This is a genomic window from Nibribacter ruber, from assembly GCF_009913235.1.
Lineage (GTDB): Bacteria > Bacteroidota > Bacteroidia > Cytophagales > Hymenobacteraceae > Nibribacter > Nibribacter ruber.
Genome location: NZ_CP047897.1, coordinates 988394 through 1011924, shown reverse-complemented (window position 1 = coordinate 1011924; position 23531 = coordinate 988394). Strand labels below are relative to the sequence as shown.

General features: G+C 49.7%; 17 protein-coding genes and 3 tRNA genes. 8 read left to right on the top strand and 12 right to left on the bottom strand.

Going from position 1 to position 23531, the window contains the following annotated elements; genetic code table 11:
- Nucleotides 1-2 precede the first annotated feature (2 nt).
- Together GU926_RS04280 and GU926_RS04275 are read left to right on the top strand one after the other, a co-directional pair.
- Nucleotides 3-1058, top strand: a complete 1056-nt coding sequence (locus GU926_RS04280; RefSeq protein WP_160689342.1) for a homoserine O-acetyltransferase family protein — start codon at nucleotides 3-5, stop codon at nucleotides 1056-1058.
- The gene (locus GU926_RS04275; RefSeq protein WP_160689340.1) at nucleotides 1037-2287 is read left to right on the top strand and encodes a homoserine dehydrogenase; all 1251 of its coding nucleotides are present in this window, start codon (nucleotides 1037-1039) and stop codon (nucleotides 2285-2287) included. The genes GU926_RS04280 and GU926_RS04275 overlap by 22 nt, the downstream gene beginning before the upstream one ends.
- A gap of 115 nt (nucleotides 2288-2402) precedes the next feature.
- Here GU926_RS04275 and lysA read toward each other — a convergent pair whose 3' ends face one another.
- Both lysA and GU926_RS04265 read right to left on the bottom strand, forming a co-directional pair.
- Nucleotides 2403-3548, bottom strand: coding sequence for a diaminopimelate decarboxylase (gene lysA, locus GU926_RS04270; RefSeq protein WP_160689338.1), 1146 nt, complete (start codon nucleotides 3546-3548; stop codon nucleotides 2403-2405).
- Complete coding sequence (locus GU926_RS04265; protein ID WP_160689336.1) at nucleotides 3548-4876, bottom strand: aspartate kinase; 1329 nt, start codon at nucleotides 4874-4876, stop codon at nucleotides 3548-3550. Before GU926_RS04265 ends, lysA begins: the two co-directional genes overlap by 1 nt.
- A gap of 275 nt (nucleotides 4877-5151) precedes the next feature.
- Here GU926_RS04265 and GU926_RS04260 point away from each other — a divergent pair, with 275 nt between their 5' ends.
- Nucleotides 5152-5379, top strand: a complete 228-nt coding sequence (locus tag GU926_RS04260; RefSeq protein ID WP_160689334.1) for a FliH/SctL family protein — start codon at nucleotides 5152-5154, stop codon at nucleotides 5377-5379.
- Here GU926_RS04260 and GU926_RS04255 read toward each other — a convergent pair.
- The 5 genes from GU926_RS04255 to bioB are packed head-to-tail and all read right to left on the bottom strand — an operon-like array spanning nucleotide 5376 to nucleotide 10674.
- On the bottom strand, nucleotides 5376-6560 hold the full coding sequence (locus tag GU926_RS04255; RefSeq protein ID WP_160689332.1) for a beta-ketoacyl synthase N-terminal-like domain-containing protein: 1185 nt from the start codon (nucleotides 6558-6560) through the stop codon (nucleotides 5376-5378). The genes GU926_RS04260 and GU926_RS04255 overlap by 4 nt on opposite strands.
- Before the next feature lie 32 nt (nucleotides 6561-6592).
- A complete protein-coding gene (gene bioA, locus GU926_RS04250) occupies nucleotides 6593-7882 on the bottom strand; it encodes an adenosylmethionine--8-amino-7-oxononanoate transaminase (protein ID WP_160689330.1) in 1290 nt (429 codons plus the stop codon).
- A gap of 3 nt (nucleotides 7883-7885) precedes the next feature.
- Nucleotides 7886-8524, bottom strand: a complete 639-nt coding sequence (gene bioD / locus GU926_RS04245) for a dethiobiotin synthase (RefSeq protein ID WP_160689328.1) — start codon at nucleotides 8522-8524, stop codon at nucleotides 7886-7888.
- A complete protein-coding gene (locus GU926_RS04240; RefSeq protein ID WP_160689326.1) occupies nucleotides 8482-9630 on the bottom strand; it encodes an aminotransferase class I/II-fold pyridoxal phosphate-dependent enzyme in 1149 nt (382 codons plus the stop codon). The genes bioD and GU926_RS04240 overlap by 43 nt, the downstream gene beginning before the upstream one ends.
- A 9-nt stretch (nucleotides 9631-9639) precedes the next feature.
- Complete coding sequence (gene bioB, locus GU926_RS04235; protein ID WP_160689324.1) at nucleotides 9640-10674, bottom strand: biotin synthase BioB; 1035 nt, start codon at nucleotides 10672-10674, stop codon at nucleotides 9640-9642.
- A 226-nt stretch (nucleotides 10675-10900) separates the two neighbouring features.
- Between bioB and GU926_RS04230 the strand changes: the two genes are divergently transcribed.
- Complete coding sequence (locus GU926_RS04230) at nucleotides 10901-11353, top strand: hypothetical protein (RefSeq protein ID WP_160689322.1); 453 nt, start codon at nucleotides 10901-10903, stop codon at nucleotides 11351-11353.
- A 116-nt stretch (nucleotides 11354-11469) separates the two neighbouring features.
- Here GU926_RS04230 and GU926_RS04225 read toward each other — a convergent pair whose 3' ends face one another.
- The 4 genes from GU926_RS04225 to GU926_RS04210 all read right to left on the bottom strand — a co-directional run bounded on the left by GU926_RS04225 (nucleotide 11470) and on the right by GU926_RS04210 (nucleotide 16115).
- Nucleotides 11470-12804 (bottom strand): toxin-antitoxin system YwqK family antitoxin, encoded by a 1335-nt coding sequence (locus GU926_RS04225; RefSeq protein WP_160689320.1) that lies wholly within the window; start codon nucleotides 12802-12804, stop codon nucleotides 11470-11472.
- Nucleotides 12805-12874: 70 nt separating this feature from the next.
- On the bottom strand, nucleotides 12875-14059 hold the full coding sequence (locus GU926_RS04220; protein WP_160689318.1) for an acetyl-CoA C-acyltransferase: 1185 nt from the start codon (nucleotides 14057-14059) through the stop codon (nucleotides 12875-12877).
- Nucleotides 14060-14241: 182 nt separating this feature from the next.
- Nucleotides 14242-15150: a tetratricopeptide repeat protein gene (locus tag GU926_RS04215; protein WP_160689316.1), complete on the bottom strand. Its 909-nt coding sequence runs from the start codon at nucleotides 15148-15150 to the stop codon at nucleotides 14242-14244.
- Entirely contained in the window at nucleotides 15147-16115 is a 969-nt protein-coding gene (locus GU926_RS04210) for a vWA domain-containing protein (RefSeq protein ID WP_160689314.1), read from the bottom strand. Before GU926_RS04210 ends, GU926_RS04215 begins: the two co-directional genes overlap by 4 nt.
- Before the next feature lie 269 nt (nucleotides 16116-16384).
- On the opposite strand from GU926_RS04210, the gene GU926_RS04205 reads away from it, so the two are divergent.
- The 3 genes from GU926_RS04205 (at nucleotide 16385) to GU926_RS04195 (ending at nucleotide 16798) form a co-directional block, all read left to right on the top strand.
- Nucleotides 16385-16472 (top strand) — tRNA-Ser (locus tag GU926_RS04205).
- 114 nt (nucleotides 16473-16586) lie between these two features.
- Nucleotides 16587-16660 (top strand) — tRNA-Pro (locus tag GU926_RS04200).
- Nucleotides 16661-16721: 61 nt separating this feature from the next.
- Nucleotides 16722-16798: transfer RNA gene (locus tag GU926_RS04195), tRNA-Arg, on the top strand.
- A 1253-nt stretch (nucleotides 16799-18051) separates the two neighbouring features.
- On the opposite strand, the gene GU926_RS04190 is transcribed toward GU926_RS04195, so the two are convergent.
- Nucleotides 18052-18303, bottom strand: coding sequence for a hypothetical protein (locus GU926_RS04190; protein ID WP_160689312.1), 252 nt, complete (start codon nucleotides 18301-18303; stop codon nucleotides 18052-18054).
- Between GU926_RS04190 and GU926_RS04185 the strand changes: the two genes are divergently transcribed.
- Complete coding sequence (locus GU926_RS04185) at nucleotides 18248-23527, top strand: MBG domain-containing protein (protein ID WP_394350778.1); 5280 nt, start codon at nucleotides 18248-18250, stop codon at nucleotides 23525-23527. The genes GU926_RS04190 and GU926_RS04185 overlap by 56 nt on opposite strands.
- Nucleotides 23528-23531 lie beyond the last annotated feature (4 nt).

Here is a 23531-nt window from a genome sequence, read left to right as displayed (position 1 = left end):
CCATGTTGAAAGGACGAGTTTTTGAATTTAAAGAAGCGTTTGAGTTGGAGTCTGGGCGGCAGCTGCCCGGCTTCCAACTTTTCTATACCACCTGGGGCACGCTCAATGAGAATAGAGACAACGTGGTCTGGGTATGTCATGCTTTTAGTGGCAACACGTTTGTGAAAGACTGGTGGGGCGGCCTCTTCGGAGAAGGCAAAACCTTTGACCCCGCCAAACATTTCATTGTCTGCGCCAACACCTTGGGCGGTTGCTATGGCTCTACAGGGCCCTTGTCAGTGAATCCAGAAACGGGTCGGCCTTATTACCACCAGTTCCCAGCGCTGACCAATCGTGATGTGGTAAAGGCCTTCCAACTTTTGCGTGAACATCTGGAATTGGATACCATACAAGTGTTAATTGGCGGTTCTTTGGGCGGACAGCAGGCTTTGGAATGGGCGATAGGAGAGTCAGAAGTGATTAAAAGGTTGGTGCTGGTGGCTTCCAATGCGGTGCAGTCGCCGTATGCCATCGCCTTGAACGAGACCCAGCGAATGGCCATTGAACAGGACGTAACCTGGCAGTTGAACACCGACGGAGCCGGTGCCCAGGGTTTACAGACGGCGCGGGCGGTGGCTATGCTATCTTATAGGAGTTACCAATCCTACCATCAGGGACAACGGGAGCAAAATCCTAAGTCCTTGGACAGGTACAAAGCCGCATCGTATCAGCGCTACCAAGGCGAAAAACTGGCCCAGCGGTTTAACGCCTTCACGTATTGGCACCTCACCAAAATGCTGGATTCTCATAACGTGGGTCGCGGGAGAGGAAGCGTGGAGGAGGCTTTAAACCAAGTGCAGGCGCAGGCACTTATTATAGGAGTGGACTCTGATGGGCTGTTCCCGCTTAAAGAACAGAAGTTTGTTGCCCGGTACCTGCCCAATGCCACCTTGCAGGTTATACAATCTGAGCAAGGCCACGATGGGTTTTTACTAGAGACCGACCAATTAGAAAAAAGTATCACCTCCTTCTTGGAGCAAAAACCACAAAGAAAGACATGGATACCAACCGTATTTTAAAGATAGGCTTGTTCGGGTTTGGGTGTGTAGGGCAGGGGCTCTATGATATTTTGCAAAAGCAACCCAATCTCCCGGCTCAGGTGGTAAAAATCTGCGTGAAGGACCCTTTGAAGGAGCGGTCACTGCCAGCCAACCATTTCACGTTTGACGCGCAGGAATTGCTCAATGATGACAATCTAGATATTCTGGTAGAAGCCATCAGTGACGCTCATGACGCCTATGACATTGTCACCACGGCGCTTCGCCAAGGCAAGCGGGTGGTGACCGCCAACAAAAAGATGGTGGCCCACCACCTGGAGAAGCTGTTGCAACTACAGGCAGAATATGGCGGGTTGTTATTGTATGAGGCGGCCGTGGCCGGGGGCATTCCCATAGTAAGAACCGTGGAAGAATTCTTTGGGCAGGAACCAGTGAGTAGAATTTCCGGAATCTTGAATGGGTCCTCCAATTACATCCTGAGCCAAATTTTCAAAGAGCAGAAGCCCTACGCTGAGGCATTACAGGAGGCGCAGGACAAAGGTTTCGCGGAGTTGGACCCTTGGCTGGACGTAAGCGGCGCCGATTCCAGGCACAAGCTCTGCATCTTGTCGGCGCATGCGTTTGGTAGAGTTCTGTCACCGGAAGAGGTGCCTTTTATTGGCATCAATGCCCTATCTCAACCTGACTGGGAATTTGCTAGATGCAGGGGAGCGGTCATTAAATTGGTGGCTTCACTACATAAAACGGAAGAAGGGAAACTGGTGCCCTTGGTACTGCCCACGCTGGTACAACCTACAGATGACCTGACCACGGTGGAGCAGGAGTTTAACGGCATAGTAGTAGAAGGGGCCTATACCGGGTTGCAACTGTTCAAGGGCAAGGGCGCCGGCGGGCTTCCTACCGGCGCGGCGGTCTTGTCAGACATTGCCGGTTTGTTAAAAGGCTATCAGTACCAATATCCAAAACTCCAGCAAAATCAGGAAGCGGCCGAACTGGACAAAGGTTTTGAGCTGGAAATATACGTCCGCACCGAGAATGCTAGTTTGTTGGGCGTACTAGGCCTTACCAAAATTATAATGTTGCAACGCCAAAGCGAGACCATTAGTCTTGTAGGAAATGTGACATTGGGTGCGCTTGTGAAATACCAGGAAAAATTGCGGGAAACCGGCTCTTTGGTCATGGCTACATCTGTTCATTACACAGGCCATGAAAAGAAAATAGCCTCACCAGAATTGGCAGAGGCTATCTAAGAGAATGCTTGTTAATTTTCGTTTATTCACGTAAAGCGCCCGACATTTAAGTTGGGCGTCTTCGTTTAAAACCGTTTTCGGGCTGTTTTCTGTTAAACAGCCCGAAAACGGAATTTTAGTTTACATACACCGCCTGCACGAGGTTACGCAGATTGTATTGATTCGCCATTACTTCGCCGTAGGCGCCAGCCGTTCTAATGGCCATCAAGTCGCCCCGCTTGGTTTCGGGTAATTGAATAGCTTTAGAGAAACTGTCCGTAGACTCACAGATAGGTCCTACCACATCATAAGTTTTAGCCGGCAGAGTGCTGGTCAAATTGTCTATGTGGTGGTACGCTTGGTACAAGGCCGGGCGCATCAACTCGGTCATGCCGGCGTCCAGTATCACGAAGTTGGTTTTCTGCCCGTGCTTCATGTACAGCACCTTAGAAATCAAGGTGCCGCAGGCGGCTACTAGGGCGCGGCCCAACTCAAAATGTACTTGCTGTCCTTCGCGCTTGTCCAGCAACTTATGGAAGATGGCAAAATAGTTGGCAAAATCAGCGATGGTGTTGGTGTCTGGGTGTTTATAATCCACGCCCAGGCCACCGCCTACGTTCAAATGCGGGAAAGTAAAACCCTTGTCTTCAAACCACTGCTGTATCTCATTCACGCGCGCGCACAGGTTCTCAAAGGCTCGCAAATCTGTAATCTGCGACCCGATGTGGAAGTGCAAGCCAATCAACTTTATATTAGTCCATTGTGCCAGTTGCGGCAACAAGACCTCTAACTCCCACATGTTAATGCCAAACTTGTTCTCCTCCAGACCAGTGGTAATGTGCTTGTGCGTGTAAGCGTCCACATTCGGGTTGATGCGCAGAGCCACCTGAGCAACTTTGCCCTTGGCGGCCGCCAGCTCATGGATGACTTCCAACTCTTGACTGGACTCGCAGTTAAAGCAGAAGATGTTGTTGTCCAGGGCTAAGTTTATCTCGGCGTCAGACTTACCCACCCCGGCAAACACCACGTGCTCCGGCGCAAAACCGGCATCAAGCGCACATTGTACCTCGTTGCCGCTCACGCAATCTGCCCCGAAGCCGTGGGCTAGTACTTCTACCAGAATGGGCGCGTTGGCGTTGGCCTTTAAGGCATAATGCACGTGGTAGCCGTATTTCTCCGCCTCGGCACGGGCCGTAGCCAAGGTCTGCCGAAGCAGCCCCAAGTCATAAAGGTAGAATGGCGTGGCGTGCTGCTGAATTTCAGGTAAATGAAGGCCTAGCATTAAGAAAGCCTCCTTTCCTGGAAAACCCCTTCATTGATAGCCAAAAGCGCGTTGTTTTTCTGGCTGGTGTTCACCAGAAGACTGATGTTGTTCTTGCTTCCGCCATAGGAAATCATGCGCAAGGGAATATCCTTCAACGACTGCATCACGCGCAGGGCGTCACCGGGCTTGTCTTCCATGAAGTCACCTACCACGCAAATGATGCTCAGGTCTGTGTCTATCTCCACGCTGCCAAACCGCTGCAACGCGTCTGTAATGGCAGACAGATGTGTGTCATTGTCAATGGTCAGGGACACGGCCACCTCAGAAGTGGTGATCATGTCAATGGGCGTCTTGAATCGCTCAAACACCTCAAACACACTGCGCAGAAAACCATAGGCCAGCAACATACGGCTCGACTTAATTTTGATGGCCGTGATTCCGTCTTTGGCAGCCACTGCCTTGATGCTGTTGCCAGATTTTTTGGAAGAAATCAAGGTGCCTGTTGCCGCTGGCTGCATGGTGTTCAGCAACCGTACCGGAATTTTGAACTGTTGCGCCGGCAGGATGCTGGACGGGTGCAGAATCTTCGCCCCGAAGTACGCTAACTCCGCCGCCTCGTCAAAGGAAAGCTCCGCAATAGGATAAGTGTCTTTGACAATGCGCGGATCGTTGTTGTGCATGCCGTCAATGTCGGTCCAAATCTGGATTTCCTGAGCCCGTAGGGCAGCGCCGATGATAGACGCCGAGTAATCACTGCCGCCACGCTTTAAATTGTCAATCTGACCTTGGGCGTTTCGGCAAATGTACCCTTGCGTAATGAACAATTGATTATCTGGGTACTGCGCCAGTTGCTGCAAAAGTTTCTCCCTTATGTACGCCTGGTCTGGCTCTTCTTCTTCCGTGATACGCATGAACTCCAAGGCCGGCAACAAGACAGAAGGCGTGCCCTGCTCTTCCTGGTAAATCTGGAAAAGCTGAGTAGACAACAACTCACCCTGCGCCAGAATGATTTTCTCTGAGGCTGGCGTGAAAGGAGTACCAAAACAGGCTCTGATGTCCTGAAACGTAGTGTCAATGACCTGTTTGGCCTTGTGTTTGGAAGCGTCCTGTTTATATAACTCAGTGATCACCTGTTTATAGCGATCTTCTAGTTGGCTTGTTAAACGTTCAGCCTGCGCCTGATCTTGCTGCGCCAGCTGCTGCCCAATCTGAACCAGGTGATTGGTGGTACCGGACATCGCCGACAATACCACAATCACGGGCTCCTGCGTGGGGAGGAGTTGAGAAACGGCACCCATGCGTTCTGCTGAACCCACCGAAGTGCCCCCAAATTTCATGATTTTCATAAAACGTAAATAAAACCTGCGAATTTACTAAACAAAGTCTAGAAAGCGGTACGGCAGAGCAGGTTAGTCAAGAATTATTCCTCTTTTTTAGAGCATCCGTTTTTGGGGTATTTCCTGGAAAACAAGCCAAAAACGGGCCGACTTAACTTGCTGCAATTTCATAACCACTCAATCCAAATTATTGCCATCCTGAAAGAATCTTGTGGGCGACCTAGACAGACTTTGGCTTTGAAACTACTTTGCATTTTCTTCTGGAGTAGGGCAGTTCTGATTCAATGGTTATAGTTGCTGCAGCTTGCCCACAAGGTCCTTGCAGGAGGACAAAAGAATGGTGGGAAGCTGTGCTTAGGAAGGAAGGAAGGAAGGAAGGAAGGAAGGAAGGAAGGAAGGAAGGAAGGAAGGAAGGAAGGAAGGAAGGAAGGAAGGAAGGAAGGAAGGAAGGAAGGAAGGAAGGAAGGAAGGAAGGAAGGAAGGAAGGAAGGAAGGCCTTTGATCAACGTTAAAGCGCCTGCAATAAAACACTGGCGGAATTTCCTCCAAAACCAGCGGCATTCACCAGTACGGAAGTGGGTGAGGGAACTGGCGCTGTAGAAAGCCGAAGCCTGTTTGAGATGGGACGTTTTTGCAGGAGCGCAATGGCCAGGGAAAGACTCAAGGCCCCTGAGGCACCCAACGTATGCCCGATCAATGATTTGTTGGTATAAAGGGAAGGGCCTGGGTTGGGGAAAGTGGCGGCTATGGCTGCCAATTCAGCGGCGTCTCCGGCTTTGGTTCCGGGGGCGTGCAGGACCAGGGCTTGTAGGGCTTCAGGGGAAAGCTGCGCCATGTGTAGGGCCTCTTGCATGGACTTCTGGAAATGGAGACCCTCTTTGGAAACTCCGGTTTTGGAGGGCGTCTGTTCCAGTCCCATGCCCACGCCGGCTATCACAATGCGGTCCTGAGGCGGCAGTTGGGCCAATTCAGATTCTTTCATGCGCTCCAGCGCGAGGACGGCTGCGCCTTCGCCCAGGACAAAGGTGTTCTGCTTCCCGTTTATGGGCCTACAAGGGTGATTATCTGCAGCAAAGGGTGAGTAGATTCCAATAGCTCGCATCTGAGCCAGCGTAAATCCGGTGAGGGGAGCCTCGGTGCCGCCTACCAGAAACCGCTTGGCCATGCCCGCCTTCAACCAGGCTACTCCGTTGGCCACGGCTTGTAACGCGGTGCTGCACGTCACCGAATGGCTGATCATGGGGCCCTGCGCGGCTAAGTCCTGCGCCACCCAACTGGCTAGATTGCCCAAAGTGGTGCTGGGCGAAGCCATGGCAGAGACGCTGCCTTGCGGACTGCCCAGAAAATCTGCGTGGTACTTTTCATACAGACTGGTGGCTCCTCTGGAAGAACCTAGGTTAATGCCCAGAGGGAATTCATCGGAGTCCCAGCCTGCCTGACTTACGGCCTCTCGGGCGGCGGCCACGGCCAATAGTACAGAACGGTCCAGGGAACCGTATTTCGGTTTTTCCTGGAGGAGCGCGGTTAGTACGTGTTGGGCAGAGGCGGAGAGGGGAGAAACAGCCAGTTCACCATCTTCAAACGCAGTAAAGCAAGTGTTGCCTGCCGCGTACGCTTCTGCCGTTTCTGCCTGGGTGCAGCCCAAACCTGAAAGCGCACCTACTCCTCTCACCACAATCCACTCTTGCTGCATACTCCTTCTGTTTTTAGGCTATTTTCTGGAAATCAGGCGGAAAACGAGTTCAGCACCAGTTGGCACATTTTCTCCAGAACCGCGTACACCTTTGCTAATTCTTCCTGAGTGATGCAGTACGGAGGCAACACATAGACAATGTTGCCCAATGGCCGCAATAAGACACCTTCATATATGGCCAAATTGTACAACTGGTCCCGCAGGTTATTAAAATACGAGGTAGTGCCGGTGGCAAATTCTATGGCTAGAATGGTTCCCGTCTGCCGTACTTCCTTAATGCCCGGTTGGTCTTTCAGGGTCTCCGCAAAGGCTTGGTGCGAAGCAGAAATTCTCTCTAAATCTGCCAAAAACGCGTCTTGCTCCACTAAATCCAGACTGGCCACCGCCGCTGAACAGGCAATAGGGTTGGCCGTATATGAGTGACCATGAAAGAAGGTCTTGGCTTTGTCTTCGCTCAGAAAGGAATTGTATAGGGCCTGGGTGCAGGTGGTCACGCCCATGGCCATGGTGCCGCCAGTCAAACCCTTGGAAAAGCACATGAGGTCTGGCTCTTGCCGCAGATAGTCACAGGCGAAGCGTTTGCCCGTGCGTCCAAAACCGGTCATCACCTCGTCTGCGATGGTGAACACCTGGTGCTGCTGACAAAGGGCTATGAGCTGGTCCAACACCTCTGGTGCATACATGACCATGCCGGCCGTGCCCAACACCAGCGGCTCAAAAATGAAGGCCGCTATGTCTCCTTTTGCTAAAGCCGCTTTCAATTGCTCTACTGTATTTTCTTCCTGGCCTGGCACCGGTACATCAATGAATTCTACGTCAAAGAGATACTGGTGGAAGGGCCGGGTAAAAGCAGATCGCTCGCTCACCGACATGGCCCCGAACGTGTCACCGTGGTAGCTGTCTTTAAAGGCGATGATTTTGGTTCTGGGTAGGTCACGGTCAAACCAATACTGCAGACACATTTTAATGGCCACTTCCACTGCCGTAGAACCGTTGTCAGAGAAGAAAACGCGGGCCTGGTTATCAGGTAAAAGCTTGAGTAGGCGCTCAGACAACTCCACGGCGGGCGCATGGGTGAAACCCGCAAAAATCACGTGCTCCAGCGTACGCAGTTGTTCGCTTACTTTCTGCGCGATATGCGGATGAGCGTGCCCATGAATAGTCACCCACCAGGAAGAAACCGCGTCAATAAACGTCCGGCCGTCTTCAGAAAAAAGCAAGCTTCCTTTGCCGTGGGTAATGCCAATAGGAGGCGCGGCCGTGTGCATTTGGGTATACGGGTGCCAGTTGACCAGTACGTCTCTTTCAGATAAGGTTTGCATAAGCTAAAGGGCGTTTCTGAAGGTTTGGGCGTAGTGTTCTACCAAGGGCGGAGTGAAGGTTGCCTCCTCCAGAATTGCCGGAAGCACTTTCACTTGAGTGTAGTCTTTAATGAACTGCTCGGTGGACGGATTGGGCACCCCGTTGAAGATGATACCTACTACAGAGATATTTCTAGCCTTTAAGACTTCCAAGGTGGTGAGCGTATGATTGATGCTGCCTAGATAGTTTCTGGACACCAGAATCACTTCCAGGTTTAGTTTTGAAATCAAGTCCAGCACCAACTCATTGTTATTGAGCGGAACCATGACTCCGCCGGCACCTTCCACTATCAAATGGTTTTGCGTCTGCGGCAGTTGAATATTGTTTAGATCAATGTCAATTCCCTCCTGAGCGGCGGCCAGATGCGGAGAAGCAGGTAGTTTTAAGCGATAAGCTTCTGGATGGAAAACCGACCTAGAATTGCTCACCAGTTCCTGGACGCGCATGGTATCAGTGGCCTCTAGACTGCCGGCCTGAACAGGTTTCCAATAATCGGCGTGCAGGGCTTGCGTAAGAATGGCGGCGGCAATGGTCTTACCCACGTCTGTGCCTATGCCGGTTACAAAATAACGCTTGGGCTGTGTTGAAGAAGAAGACTGCATAATTGTTGTAACTGCTCTTGGGTGTTAAAGGCATGTAGCACCAGCCGTAAGCGCTCGGTGCCCGCTGGAACGGTAGGTGAGAGAATGGGCCTTGCGTCAAAGCCTGCCTCCTGCAACGTAAATGACAGTTGTTTTAATGCCTTTACCCCCGGCAGGTGCCATGTCTGGATGGGGCCGTTTTTGGTCTGTTTTCCAGAAAACAAGCTAAAAACGGCTGCCTCTTGGGTGAAGGTATGATATGCCTTTGCCAATTCTTGTAAGTGCGCTCTTTCCTGATGGAGGCTGGGCAACAAGTGGTAGGCGGCTTTGATGGTGGCCAGGGAGGCAAGCGGCAGCGCGGTAGTGTAAATGAAGGCCCGGCTGAAGTTTAATAAAAACTCCTGCAACGCTTTTGGTCCTACCACGGCGGCACCGTGGCTTCCCAAGGCTTTCCCGAAGGTCATGATACGCGCAAACACCTGTTCTTTTAAGCCCAGTTCAACTACCAAACCCTCACCTTTTGGGCCGTAGATGCCATTGGAATGTGCCTCGTCAACCACCAAATACAACCCTTTCTCCTGGCATAACTCGGCTAGTTCCTGCAGCGGCGCAACATCACCATCCATGGAATAAAGAGACTCCACGGCTACGTAGACATCGCCTTGGGCGCGCTTCAGTTTGGTTTGCAGGTCTTCCAGGTCATTGTGCCGGAACGCAAAACTTTGCGCGAAACTCAACCGGATGCCGTCTTTCATGGAGGCGTGGCTGGCCTCGTCATAAAGAATGGTGTCGCCGCGTTGCGGAACAGACGAGAAGAAGCCCACGTTGGCCGCATAGCCGGAGTTGAACAACAAAGCGGCTTCGGCGTGATGAAAATGCGCCAAAGCCGCCTCTAATTCTTGAGCATATACGCTGTTGCCGCTGAGTAAGCGTGAACCCGTTGCGCCGTGCAAGTGATTGCCTGCCAGTTCAGCCTCTACTAATTGCGTGAGCCTGGGGGATGACGCCAGGCCCAGATAGTCATTGGAGCAGAAGTCTACCAAACCCGGAGCGGGAGTCTGCAGTTGACGCAAAATTCCCTTCTGGGCTCGGTTTTCTAACTGACGCAACAGGCGTTCTGGCACCATGTAAATAGCTTATTCTGCCGCTAGAGCGCCTTCTGTAGCTACTACTTTCACGCCACAGCCAGAGTTTTCCTGGAATGATTTACGGGGCGTCAAGCCTAGCAATTCAAACATGGCCTGGTCATCATTGAAACCTGGGTTAGGCGTAGTCAACAACTTGTCACCAGAGAAGATGGAGTTGGCACCGGCCAGGAAGCACATGGCTTGTTCCACCGTGCTCATTTCCTGACGGCCCGCCGACAAGCGTACCATGGTCTTCGGCATTAAGATACGGGCCGTGGCAATCATGCGTACCATTTCCCAGACGCTCACACGCGGCTGTTCTGCCAAGGGTGTTCCCTCTACCGGTACCAAAGCATTCACCGGCACTGACTCTGGGTGCTGAGGCAAATTGCTCAACACATGGAGCATGGCGATGCGGTCACTATCCGTTTCACCAAGGCCAATGATACCGCCGCTACACACCGAAATACCAGCTTGACGCACGTTTTCAATGGTTTGCAGACGATCATCATAGGTACGCGTGGTAATGATGTTGCTATAATTTTCCTCGGAAGTGTCCAGGTTGTGGTTGTAGGCGTAAAGGCCAGCTTGCTTCAGGCGCTCGGCCTGGTACTCGTTCACCATGCCCAGGGTACAGCAAACTTCAAGGCCCATGTCGTTCACGCCTTCCACCATTTCCAGCACGCGGTCAAAGTCGCGGTTGTCACGCACTTCGCGCCAGGCGGCACCCATGCAGAAACGAGTAGAACCGGCGTCTTTTGCTTTTTGGGCGGCGTCAAATACTACCTCGTTGCTGAGCAGTTTGTGCACAGGCACATCAGTATGGTAGCGAGCGGCCTGCGGACAATACGCGCAGTCCTCTGGACAACCACCGGTTTTCACTGATAATAAAGTGCACACCTGCACCTCGCCGGTGGCCTGGTATTGCTTGTGTACCTGCGCGGCTTCTACAATCAGTTCCAGCACAGGTTTATGATAAATCGCGCGGATTTCGTCCATGCTCCAGTCAGTACGAAGCGGAGTGGTGGTAAGGGCGTCCTGCATAGTTTTGTGTGTCTAGTTTAGGGGACTAAAGTACGGCACAAAACCCAATCCCCGAAATTTATAGAACGTTAGTTAGCCTTCGGGAATCGTTTTTAGGCTGTTTTCTGGAAAGTAGGCCAAAAACGCATTTGATTTTTGATTGCTATGTGTTGATTGTTAAATGTGTCATTAAAAAGGTTATCGCCTAAATGGTTATCTTGTTGAGTAGAAACCTAAAACTGAAAAATTGAAATCGACTCCAATTAAACTGTTTGCAGTCCTTATTCTTTTGGCATTTGTCTTTACTTCCTGCAAGAAAGAAGAATTAAGCGCAGTTGAACAACAGCTCCAACTATTGAAAGGAGAATGGAAACTGTCTAAAGTCATGAAGCTATCTACCGTAGATGGCAGCCCTAAAACTGAACAAGTGTTCACCAACCTTGTGATTCTTAAAACCTATAACGGGCGGGAGATTCAAATTGAAGAATATTACCTGAGGCCAGATAACTCTACCTATGGAAGGTTTCATCACCCTGGTTATTTGACGGAGGATAATGGAAAACTTTATAGCAACTTCGGTAAGGAAGATTATACTAAGATCACCACGGTAACAGCTACTCAGTACCAAGAAGAAAACATGAAGTTAGAAGCTGGCAGCGGCCCGGTCACCCATACCTACTTTTATGAAAAGGTGAATTAGAATGAATGATTGGTTTTAAATAAGCAAATCCACTATAACCTAAAATCCGTTTTTGGCCTGTTTTCTTGAAAACAGGCCAAAAACGGATGAATCAACTTTTAACAATCAGCAATCAATTAGTGCTTCTTGTCTGATTCTATCTTCCCGAACTTGTATTCCACGGTTCTGGTTTTTTTGCCGTTCTCGTCAAAGTAAACCCAGGTTCCGTTTTCGCGGTTGTTGCGGTAGGTGCCGGCCAGTTGGGTTTTGCCGTTTTCATACAAGAGTTTATAGGTGCCGTACCGTAGGCCGTCTTTGTAGAACGTCTCTGACTTTACTTTGCCAGATGGGTAGTACGTGAACTCAGCGGAAATAATTTTGCCGTTGAGGTACGTGGCCTTGGAAGCCGGCTGGCCGTTGTCATGGTACGTGAGCCGCTCGCCGGTGACCTTGCCGTTTTTATAAGGTTCTATGAGCTTCACCTGCTTGTTGTCATAGAACTCCTGCCAGGTGCCGTATTTCTTGTTTTCTTTCCACTCTTCCTGGGCGGCTACGGTACCGTTGGCATGATACCGAGTGACTTTGCGGTCCTTCTCATTGTTGGTGTACTTGATTTCCTGCTCTAGTTGGCCTTTCTCGTTCCAGATCTGGGCGGTGCCGGTGCGTATGCCTTTCACAAAGGTCTGGCTACTGCGCTTCTGCCCGTTCTCATGGTAAGAAATTGACAATCCTTCGGGCTTGCCTTCCTTTAAAGAACCCTCGGTCAGGAGCTTGCCGGAGCGGTAATAGCTTTTGAACTTCGCCGACTTGCTTCTGGGGTCACTGATGGTTTCGTTTTCCAGCTGGCCGTTGTCATAATACGTTTTGTAGCTGCCTTCCAGCATGCCATTGCGGTACACGGCCTCAGATTGTACCGCGCCATTGGGGTGAAACGTTTTGGCCGGGCCGCTCTGTACTTTCCGTTGGTAGGTAATCTCAGACTTGGGCTTGCCATTAGGGTAGTATTCTTTGACCGTTCCGTCTGGGAAGCCGTCTTTAAAAGTAGTTTCCTGTTTTAGGGTGCCGTTTTCATAGAAGGTTTTAAAGGAGCCGCTCTGCAGGTCATTGACGTATTGGCCTTCCTGTGACTTGTTGCCGTTAGGATATACCGCCACTAGGATGCCGTTCTTCTTGCCGTTTTTGTACGGGATGACCAGTTTGGGCTTGCCGTTGAGGAAAAACTCAGTGTACAGACTGTCGCGCTGACCCTCTACCACTTTCACCATGGCCTCTAACTCACCGGACTTGTAAAACTTGCGATAGTAGCCATGCAGGACGGTGTCTGGTTTGGTTTTGATGAAGTACACTTCTTTGACAGCCGTGCCCAGGGAGTCATGGTACGTCACCACGCGCGACGTCTGGGCCTGGCCCGAGGATACGCCCACCAGCAGGAAAAAGAGGAAAAAAATAGAAAGGGAAAGGAAGCGTTTCATAGGTACAAAGCAATAAAAAAAGCCTTACAAATAACGTAAGGCTTTTTAAGGTTAGTATAGTTCAGAAAAACTAGATGCGCTCTACTACAATGGCTGAGGCCCCGCCGCCGCCGTTACAGATACCAGCTACGCCAATCTTTCCGTCTTTTTTGTTCAACACGTTGATAAGGGTAGTGACTATGCGCGCGCCCGATGCTCCCAGTGGGTGACCCAAGGAAACAGCTCCGCCGTACACGTTCACATTTGAGCCTTCAAGACCCAGCTTTTGGTTGTTAGCGAGAGACACTACAGAAAACGCTTCATTGATTTCATAAAAATCTACGTCAGACGCTTCTACGCCAGATACTTTCAACGCTTTAGGAATGGCCAGGGCAGGAGAGGTAGTGAACCACTTCGGCTCTTGCTCTGCATCCGCGAAGCCTCTAATCTTGGCGATAGGCTTCACACCCAGTTCTTCGGCCATCTCTTTGCTCATCAACAGAACCGCGGCAGCACCGTCGTTCAAGGTAGAAGCGTTGGCGGCGGTAATGGTGCCTTCCTTATCAAACACCGGACGCAGGCCCGGGATTTTATCGAAGTTCACTTTGGAGTATTCTTCATCCTCGGTTACCACAATCGGGTCTTTGCCGCGCTGCGGAATTTCTACCGGAACGATTTCGTCTTTCATGAAACCGCCTTTGGCCGCCTCGGCAGATTTACGGTAAGAGCTGATGGCGTACTCATCTTGCATCTCACGCGTGATTCCCATTTCCTTGGCCGTGTTCTCAGCGGCAGAACCCATGTGGTAGTCATTGTACACATCCCACAGGCCGTCTTTCACCAGGCCGTCAATCATTTGGCCGTGGCCCATCTTCGCCCCGAAACGTGCTTTATCCAAATAGTAAGGTACATTGGACATGCTTTCCATACCGCCTGCCACAATTACGTCTTTGTGACCCAGCATGATGGCCTGCGCGGCAAACATGATCGCTTTAGTACCTGAAGCACAAACTTTATTAACAGTAGTACATTCTACTTCATAGCCAAGACCAGCATAGATAGCGGCCTGGCGGGCAGGGGCCTGACCAACATTGGCAGACAGTACGTTGCCCATGATCACCTCTTGTACTTTGCTTTTGTCAATGCCCGCCTTCTCCACAGCACCTTTAATGGCAATGGCACCCAGTTGAGGGGCAGTCAGGCTAGACAATACTCCACCAAAACTCCCAATAGGAGTACGCACGGCAGAAATCACATATACTTCTTTGGTTTGCATATCAATCTTAATTCAAGGTTTGGTGGGATGAAATTACATTTATCAACGGAAATAAACAAACACTTGTTAGGTTGGTACCGCTCCATCGGTGAAAAGTAGGGATGCCAACTAGCAAGAAAGCAAAGACTAAGTTTATCGTTTTTGACCTATTTTCTGGGAAACAAGCCAAAAACGGCAGCCTATTACCAATCCGGTCCTGATTGTTTTTTGACGCGTGGCTTCTTGTTGGGCAGCTGCTGCAGGTATTGAGTTTCTTCCTGGCGCATGGCATCCAGCAGCTGGCGGGCCTTTTCTGGGGTCAGTTTCATTTTAGACAAGCGCTCAAAACGCGTCTGGAGCAGCGCATCCTGACCGCCAGCGGCCTGGTTGCTGCCTTTGTTAGCTGCGTTTGGCGCCGTGTTACCTGCACCATCACTTGATCGGCCGCGCGTATTGCCCGGCTCATTGCCCTGCACCTGTTCCTGCGGGGGGCTCTGGCCGGCGGCATTAGAGGGAGAAGTACCCTGTCCTTCGCCTTGGCCCGGGGCAGGGGTGGGACCGTTCTGGCCTTCTTGCGCGGGCGCGGTGGTGGTATTACCGGCCTGTGCACGCCCGCCGGCACCTCTTTGGGTTTGTTGCCTCTGCGGCGGAGGCAGGCTTTTCTGTTTTTCTGGGTGCAGCAGCAAGTATTTCTGCAAGAGCTCAAAATTATAGCGAGCCGCTTGGTTGGTTTCATCCAGTTTAAGGGCCTGCTTGCAGAGAGTGAGAGCTTTGGTGTAATTGCCTTCTTCTGCTTCTATGACGGCCAACTGGGTATTGATCATAGCCTGCTGGGCCGGGTTGGATTTCTGGAAAATCTGGCGGTACAGCGGGGTTGCCCGGCTATAATCGTGTATTTGAAAGTAGGAGTGGGCCAGGTTCAGTTGCACCGAGTAAGAGACGGCGTTGCCTTCGGCCTTCTTTACTTTTTCAAACAAAAAGGCCGCCTGCTGATACTGTTTTTTCTGGAAAGCCGCCTCTGCCTGCAGGGCATAATCGTTCCTGAGGCGAATACGCTGCAGGCCGTCAAAAGGCAGCAGCGTGAAAAGTAAGACCAGCCACCAAAGATTCATATGCGCAATACTTGTAGGGTCCACAATACATCCAAGACAATAAGCAGAAGCGCCGCCAGCAAGGGGTAAAAGTATTTATTGGCCGTTACCTCAATCACTTTGGTCTGGCGCACCTCGCTTTGAACGGCGTTCACCGCCCGTACCAGCCGGGGCAGTTCATTGGTGCTCTGGGACATTTCAAAATAGTCGCCTTGGGTGGTTTTGGCCAGCAGCCGCAAAGGGTCAGACTCTAGGCGGGTAATGACGGTCTGGCCGTCCTTGTCTTTTTTATAACCACGTCCCTCTGGGATTTTCGCCCCAACGGTAGTGCCCACCCCCACGCAGAATACGTGAATGCCTTTGTTCTTCATTTGCTGCGCTAGCAGTTGTAGGTTCTCGCCAAACGTTTCGCCGTCTGAGAAAATGACCAGAATCTTGGTTCTTTCTTTGTCACGGTTGCTTTCCAGGTCCTGGAATTTTTGCAGGGTCAAGTTCAAGACGGGTGCCAGTTGGGCAGCATCTGGCGGTGCTTGGTTGGTTTTCAAAGACTGGATAAACAGCTCCAGCGCACTGTTGTCATACGTGAACGGACTGATGATAAAGGCACTGGAAGAGAAGCCCATAAGACCAATCCTGTCTGAGTTGGCCTGTTGAATAAAGGAAGATAATTCCAGTTTCACTTTTTCCAACCGAGACGGGGACACGTCGGCGGCCTTCATGGACTGAGACAAGTCCACGGCCAGCAAAACGTCCTTGCCGTTTGTTCTTATCTCTTTGGTCATAGCCCCGAAGGAGGGGCCCAGCAAGGCCACCATGATTAGGGCGCCATATAGGGTGCGCAGGGCGGCTTTAATCCAAAGCGTGTTGGCCTGCTGGGCGAACTGGTGGGCCAGCCGTTTAATTCTGTACAAATAGCCGCCATACAGTACCAGAAATAGCAGGCACAGCATCAGCTCTAATAATGTAAACGGCAGGTACCAGGTCATAGCAACAGGGGAGGCAGCCACTGGGCTGCTTTCAAAACAAAGATACAAAACCCCCGCAATAGTGTCTGGATTTGATTTTTGACCGATGTTTGGGGGAAGATGAAGGGGTTGTGAATAAAATATTGCGGCCGACCAGAAATTTAATCTGCTGTGTGTGAAGCCAGTTGCAAGCAAAAGCGGTCTGCCGGTATATTTTTTTTGGGAAGGGAGTTGGTAAAGTGCGGGCCATTAGGCTATATTTGCACACTCTTTAACCGAAAGAGCTACCCGGAGAGATGGGTGAGTGGCTGAAACCAGCAGTTTGCTAAACTGCCGTACCTCTAAAGGGTACCGGGGGTTCGAATCCCCCTCTCTCCGCGAAATATTCTTGAAAATTTATTTTGGAAAGTATATTTTAATTAATATCTTTGCACCGCAATTACCCGGAAGATGGGTTTGGTTAGTTGGTTTTTACTAGGTAATTGCAAGACTCGGGGTGTAGCGTAGCCCGGTATCGCGCCACATTTGGGATGTGGAGGTCGTAGGTTCGAATCCTGCCACCCCGACGAAAGGAGATGAGTAATGTTGGATGTTCAACCATTCTCCATTACTCATTTTTGTTTCGATGGTCTCATAGCTCAGCTGGATAGAGCAACTGCCTTCTAAGCAGTAGGTCTTTGGTTCGAATCCAAATGGGATCACCACACGGGAAAGAAAACCCTCTTTAGAATTATCTAGAGAGGGTTTTCTTATGCCCGGCATTCAGATACTTCCTTGCGTTTTCCAAACAGGGAATATTGGTTGCCCTTAGGCCACTTTACTATTCTTAATACTCTCCCTTTTCAGGATTCCCGGATCTGCCTCAAGTTTTTCTTTTGAATCACCTAAAAGAAGCTTTTGGATTTAATATTTAGTCTTATAGGTATATATAATCTTTGAATATTTAACTAAAATTTAAACATTTTATAAAATACTTAGATTCCTGTATAACCTTTTTTAGAAGGAGTAGTAAGTGTAGATACAGGTGCTATGTTCATAGGCCTGCTTTTCACTTCTTATCTGAATGGGTTGATGGCTTAGCGTAAGCCTACTGTGGGGAAACCTTCACTTCTGTTCGAGGCCACTTTGTACACTTTTACAGTGTTGACACTCGTGTTTTTTGATCTTTCAATTTAAGCAGTTCGCTGCTTGTCGCTTCCTGCCCTTTGGTCACGCTGCTTTCTTGCGTCGGTTCCCCCGTTTTTTTGCATTGATTGTCATACTTTGTTTTAAAGTTCATGAGAAACTTTACTCAATCTTTTTCAAAAAGCTTGCAGGACCGCTATGTCCAAAGAAAGCATTCCACTTCCCATTTAAGCTTCGCCTTTCAGCGGGGACTGGCCATTGGGCTAACGCTCTGGGCGCTCTTGTCGCTCTGTACGCTGGGCTTCGGAGCGCCGCTCGCAGGTAAAAGTGAAAAGCTATCTGTTGTTCAATCTACTGACGCGTACGCCAATGCCGGCTTACCAGCTCCCACCGTCACCTCTGACAAGGATGATTACGCACCCGGTGAAATTGCGTACATCACTGGCACTGGCTGGAAACTAGATCAACTGGTTCATGTGGAGTTTAAAGAAGAGCCCGATTATCCAGATTATCATGTGTATGATGTGATAGCCGATGCAGACGGTAATTGGAAAATTGATTACCAGGTAGAACAACGACATTTGGGAGTGAAATTCACCGTGACGTCTGTAGGGAAGCAAAGCGGGTTCACCACTTCTTATTTGTTTACTGATAGTAGAAGTGATTATACTTCTAAAATTTCAAGTTCCTCAGCCTGTTCAAGCAATGAATTTAATTTAACTATTAAAAATATTTCGAACATCATTAATGCAACTGGCAATAACACAAATCGGACAATTTCATCTCTAAAGTTAATCGTGCCTAATGGCGTAGTTATTAATGCTATACCACCTCAAGGTTGGTCTTTAGATAGTAGTGTTCCAGGAGAGATTCGCTTATTTACTTCTACAAATCCAGTCGCGTCAGGTAATTCCTTAATAATTCCATTAACTGCAGTAGTTTCAAATTCAAGAAGCCTCACATTAGAAACCAAGGTTTTTACCTCTAGTAATTTAACATCCAATTCAGGTTCAAATCCAGAATTCGTCCTGACTAATGAAAGTAATTTACCTATAAGCCCTATTATATATCCTGCAATCAGCATTTTTTCAAGGCCCTTAGCACCTAGTGTAAGTGTTCAACCTTTATGTAGTGCTGTAGCAACTGTATCGTCCTTACCTACAGGAAATGGTACATTTAAATGGTATGTCGGTTCATCTGGAGGGAGTGCACTTGGTGCAAATACTTCACTCACAACTGGCAATTATTACGTTAGCCAGACATCTGCAGAAGGTTGTGAAAGCCCAAGAACGGTGGTGGCAGTCACAATTAACCCTACCCCCAATGCCCCAATTATAGAAGCACAAAACTTTTTAACTATTGACAATGCCACGGTAGGCTCACTTCCCGGTGGCAATGGAAGTTATAAATGGTATGCTACAGAAACATCTACTTCTGCTTTAGATAATTCTACCGTCCTTAGTAGTGGAACATATTATGTAGCGGAAACAACTTCTAGCTGTGAAAGCCGACGCACCCCTGTAGAGGTGTCTATTAAGAAAGCACAACCAGTAATTTCTTGGGCCGCTGCCGGTACCATCGCTTATGGCACCACCTTACTAGGAAAGCTTAATGCCAAAGCTTCCTTTAATGGTACTCTAGTTGAAGGTACCTTTGTTTACAAACATGAGGATATAGTACTCACAAATTCTACCCTTTTAAACGCCTCTGCTACGGCTTACCCCTTGACGGTAGAATTTACTCCAAGCAATACAACTAACTTTAAAACTGCTTCAGGTACAAATTCCATTGTAGTCAATAAAGCCACCGCCTCCGTAACTTTAGATAATTTAAATCAAACATTTACCGGAGCAGCACTGGCCGCTTCAGCTACTACTTCGGCCGCGGGGACTAGCTCATTTTCCTTTTCCTATACCAAAGGGGGAGCACCTGTGCTGCCGTCAGAGGTTGTCAATGCGGGTACGTATGGCGTGACAGCAACCTTGGTGAATGGCAATTATGAAGGTTCCGCTACTGGTACATTTGTTATCAAGCCTAAGCCAGTAGTCATTACACCCACGGCAGGTCAGAAGAAAGAATATGGACAAGCTGATCCTGCATTTACCTTTACCAATGATGGTGGGCTGCTGGAGGATGCTTTCTCAGGAAAGTTGAGCCGTGATGCCGGAGAAACAGTGAAAAGCGATTTCTATGCCTTCTCATTGGATACGCTTTCAGCGGGCGGTAATTATGACTTACGCCTGGCCACTGGTTCTACTTTTGCTATCACTCCCAAACCCATCACCTTAACAGCAGATGCCCTTGCCAAAAAGTATGGCGACGAAGATCCAATTCTCACCTATAAAGTGACGGCGGGTGAAGTAATCAATCAGGATAAATTCTCTGGAAGGCTTACGCGTGCTGCTGGTGTAAATGTGGGTGAGTATGCCATTAGTAGTACTTTGGCCAATGAAAACTACAGCATCACATTCGTCTCCAATACTTTTGAAATTCAGCCAAAAGAAATTACAGCTTCTATAACGGCAGAAGACAAAGTGTATGATGGTACCAAAGCAGCCACCGTTTCAGGTACTGCGAAAGGAGTTGGGGGAGTTGATATTGCCGTTACTACCCAAGAGGCAGAGTTCTCAGATGCTAATGTAGGTAATGGCAAAATGGCGACAGCCAAGGTTGCCATCTCAGATGGTAACTATGTCCTTTCCGCTACTTCAGCAACTACCTTGGCCTCCATCACCGCCAGACCATTCACGGTGGTGGTCGCTAACCTGGAAAAGGTGTATGGTACGCCTAATCCAACCCTCATGGGAACAGTAGAAGGGGGCGTTTCAGAAGACGATATTACGGTTACCTATAGCACGCTGGCCACGCTAACAAGCAATGTGAAGGCCGGTGGTTATCCCATCATAGCCACAATAAATGCTTCGGAATCAGTTTTACGAAACTATAGGGTAACCAATACGCCTGGGGTGCTTACCATTACGCAAGCTCCTGCTACTATCACCCTAAGCGACTTGTCCTTGAAATACAACGGCGCTCCTCAGGAAGTAACGGTTCTCACGTCTCCAGTTGGGCTTTCTGTGAACGTCACTTATAACGGGTCTGCCACTATTCCAATGGATGCGGCTATTTACAAGGTAGAAGCCTCTATCACGGACCCTAATTATGCAGCTCTTCCTGCCGAGGAAATGTTAACCATAGGGACGGCCGCCTTGACGGTTACCGTTGCGCCAAAGTCAAAGGTGTATGGCTCAGAGAACCCAGAATTGACTGGCAATCTTTCGGGAGTATTAGGCAAAGACAACATCGCCGTGGCCTATGCTACCACCGCCGAGAAAATGAGTGCCGTAACTACCAGTGGCTATGAAATCACCGCCACTCTCCTGGACCCAGATTCAAGGCTCAAGAATTATGAGGTATCTATTACCCCGTCCATTCTAACCATCACCAAAGCAGAAGCGGCCATTGCCGTGGAAGGGTTTGAAGGAGAGTATGACAGCAAGCCTCATGGCGCTACGGGCAAGGCAATTGGGGTTATGAAAGAAGAGCTTGAGGGGTTGAATTTAGGGGATAGTTTCACCAATGCACCGGGAGGAACTGCCAACTGGACCTTTAGCAATCCTAATTACACAGACCAATCCGGGGCAGTGAATATAACCATCCGGAAAGCTCCTGTGACTTTGGCGTTTGGCACGTTAGAGTATGTGTATGACGGTGCAGAAAAGAAAGCTACTGCTTCGGCTTATCAAAATTCAGCTAGTATAGAGCTAAAAGGAATTACGGTAACGGGTAAAGGAACCAATGCCGGCAGATATGCGGTAAATGCCAGCTTGGAAAATACCAATTATGTAGCCTCGGCTATTAACGGAGAATTAGTGATTACACCTGCCGCGTCTTTTGTCAGCATGAATGATGTATCTGCCACATATGATGGCAAGGAGCACGCAGCAGCTGCCAATGCCACAGGAGCAGGTGCGCTAAACACATCTGAAGGGATTCTATACAGCTATGAAGGAGCCAGCCCTATGGCGTATGGCCCTACAAAAACTCCACCTATCAACGCGGGAGTATATACCGTCACAGCTACTTATCCGGGAGATGACAACCACTCTGGAAGTAATGCTACTGCTACCATCACCATTCAAAAAGCGATTGCAACCTTAACACTGGCAGACTTGAGCCACGTGTATGATGGCCTATTGAAAACTGCTTCTGCCAGTACAGCACCAGTTGGGTTAGCCGGAGTAAGCGTTACTGGCTCTGGAACAGACGCTGGTACTTATCAGGTTACGGCAAGTTTAGACAATCCCAATTATACAGCCGTTTCTGTCACAAAGGATATGGTAATAGATCAGGCAGAAGCTAGCATCACCATACAACCTTACGTTGGCGTTTATGATGGCAATGCGCATACTGCTTCTGGGGTAGTAACCGGAGTTGGCAGCACAGACCTCACTGCCAACCTTAGCTTTGCCACTTCCTTTACGAACGCTCCAGGAGGAGTCACCACCTGGAAATTTGCGGGCGGGACCAATTACAAAGATGCGAGTGGCTCTACCAATGTGACTATTACCAAGGCTGCAGCCTCCATCTCTGTGAATGGCGTAACCGTGGTGTATGACGGTCAAGCCCATGGCGCTTTTGGCACCGCGGCCGGCGTGAAGGGGGAAAGCTTGAAAGAGTTGCTGCTACTGGGTGATACCTTTAAAAACACCCCGGGTGGTACGGCCAACTGGAGCTTTACCGGCAATGATAATTATGAGCCGGCCAAAGGGTCTGTCATGATCACTATCTCGCCTAGAGCTGCTTCAGTAAAAGTGGCCACCTTGTCAAAAACCTACGGTGAGCAAGACCCCCTACTGACCGGCGAAGTGTCTGGCTTCATAGCCGCAGATCAGGTGCAGATAGCCTATAGCCGCAAGGCCGGCGAAACCGTGGCAGATGGTCCCTACGCCATTACGGCCAGCCTGAGTCCGGTGGCAGCTCTGGGAAACTATTCCATCACCAATATTCCAGCTGACCTTACCATCACTGCCAAAGCAATCACCATCACCGCAGATGCTAAGAAAAAATTAGTGGGCACGATTGATCCTGCACTCACCTATACCATAACTGCTGGAGCCTTGGTGGGTACAGACGCTTTCTCGGGGGCATTGGTAAGATCTGTGGGCGAAGGCAAAGGCACGTATGCCATAGGACAGGGCACTCTAGCCCTAAACAGCAATTATGCCTTAACGTACCAGGGAGCAACGCTTACTATTTATGCAGTGCCAACGGTGAACCTGATAGCGTCAAATCCATTGGCCATCAACAGCACCTCCACGGTATCTGCCACGTTAGGGCCAGACGTCTTTGCTCCTAAATGGGTAGTGACTAGTCCTGCGGGTACCAGTGCTTCTTCAAGTTCCATGGTGGAAGCCTTGAATAGCCTGAGCATCACTAGTTCTGCCGTGGGTGTGTACACAGTGACCATGCTGTTTGAAGACGGGCTAGGGGGCAAGTACACCTCGGCGCCAGTGTATGCGGTGTTCTTTGATCCTAGCGCTGGATTTGTAACCGGCGGTGGCTGGGTTAACTCGCCCATTGGACAAAACTTCCCATATATGCAGGTAGAAGGAAAAGCCAACTTCGGATTTGTGAGCAAGTATGAGAAAGGTGCCAAAGTGCCAACGGGTAATACCGAGTTCCAATTCCAGGCAGCCGGCATGAACTTCAAGAGTTCTGTGTATGAGTGGCTGACCGTGGCAGGCACCAGAGCTCAGTACAAAGGTTCTGGAACCATTAACGGCACCGGTAATTATGGCTTCATGCTAACAGCCGTAGACGGGGACCTGGGCACCACCAAATCGCCAGACTTGTTCAGGATAAAAATCTGGGATAAAGTAAGCAACGTAGTCGTGTATGACAACCAACTTGGCGCAAGCGATGATCCTTCTGCCTTGTCAGGAAGCAACGGAACAACCATTGGCGGCGGCTCCATTGTCATTCATGACGTGGTGAAAGGCAACGTGAAACCTAGCAGCGTAGTAGCCCAGGTGGACCAGCCTTCTGGTAAAGGCAAGTTCATCAGTTACCCTAATCCGTTCACAGAAAAGGTGACCTTTGAGTTTAGCTTTGCCCAGGATGAGGAGTACAGCCTGCAAGTGTACAGCATGAGTGGCACGTTGGTGAAAAATGTGACTTCGGGCAAAGCCCAGGCCAACACGCCAGTGCAAGTGCAATGGGGTGACAACACCGTGAACGTGGGCGTATACCTTGTAAGATTGGTGACGTCTAGCGGTACCCAAACCTTGCGGGTAGTGCGCAAATAAGCAG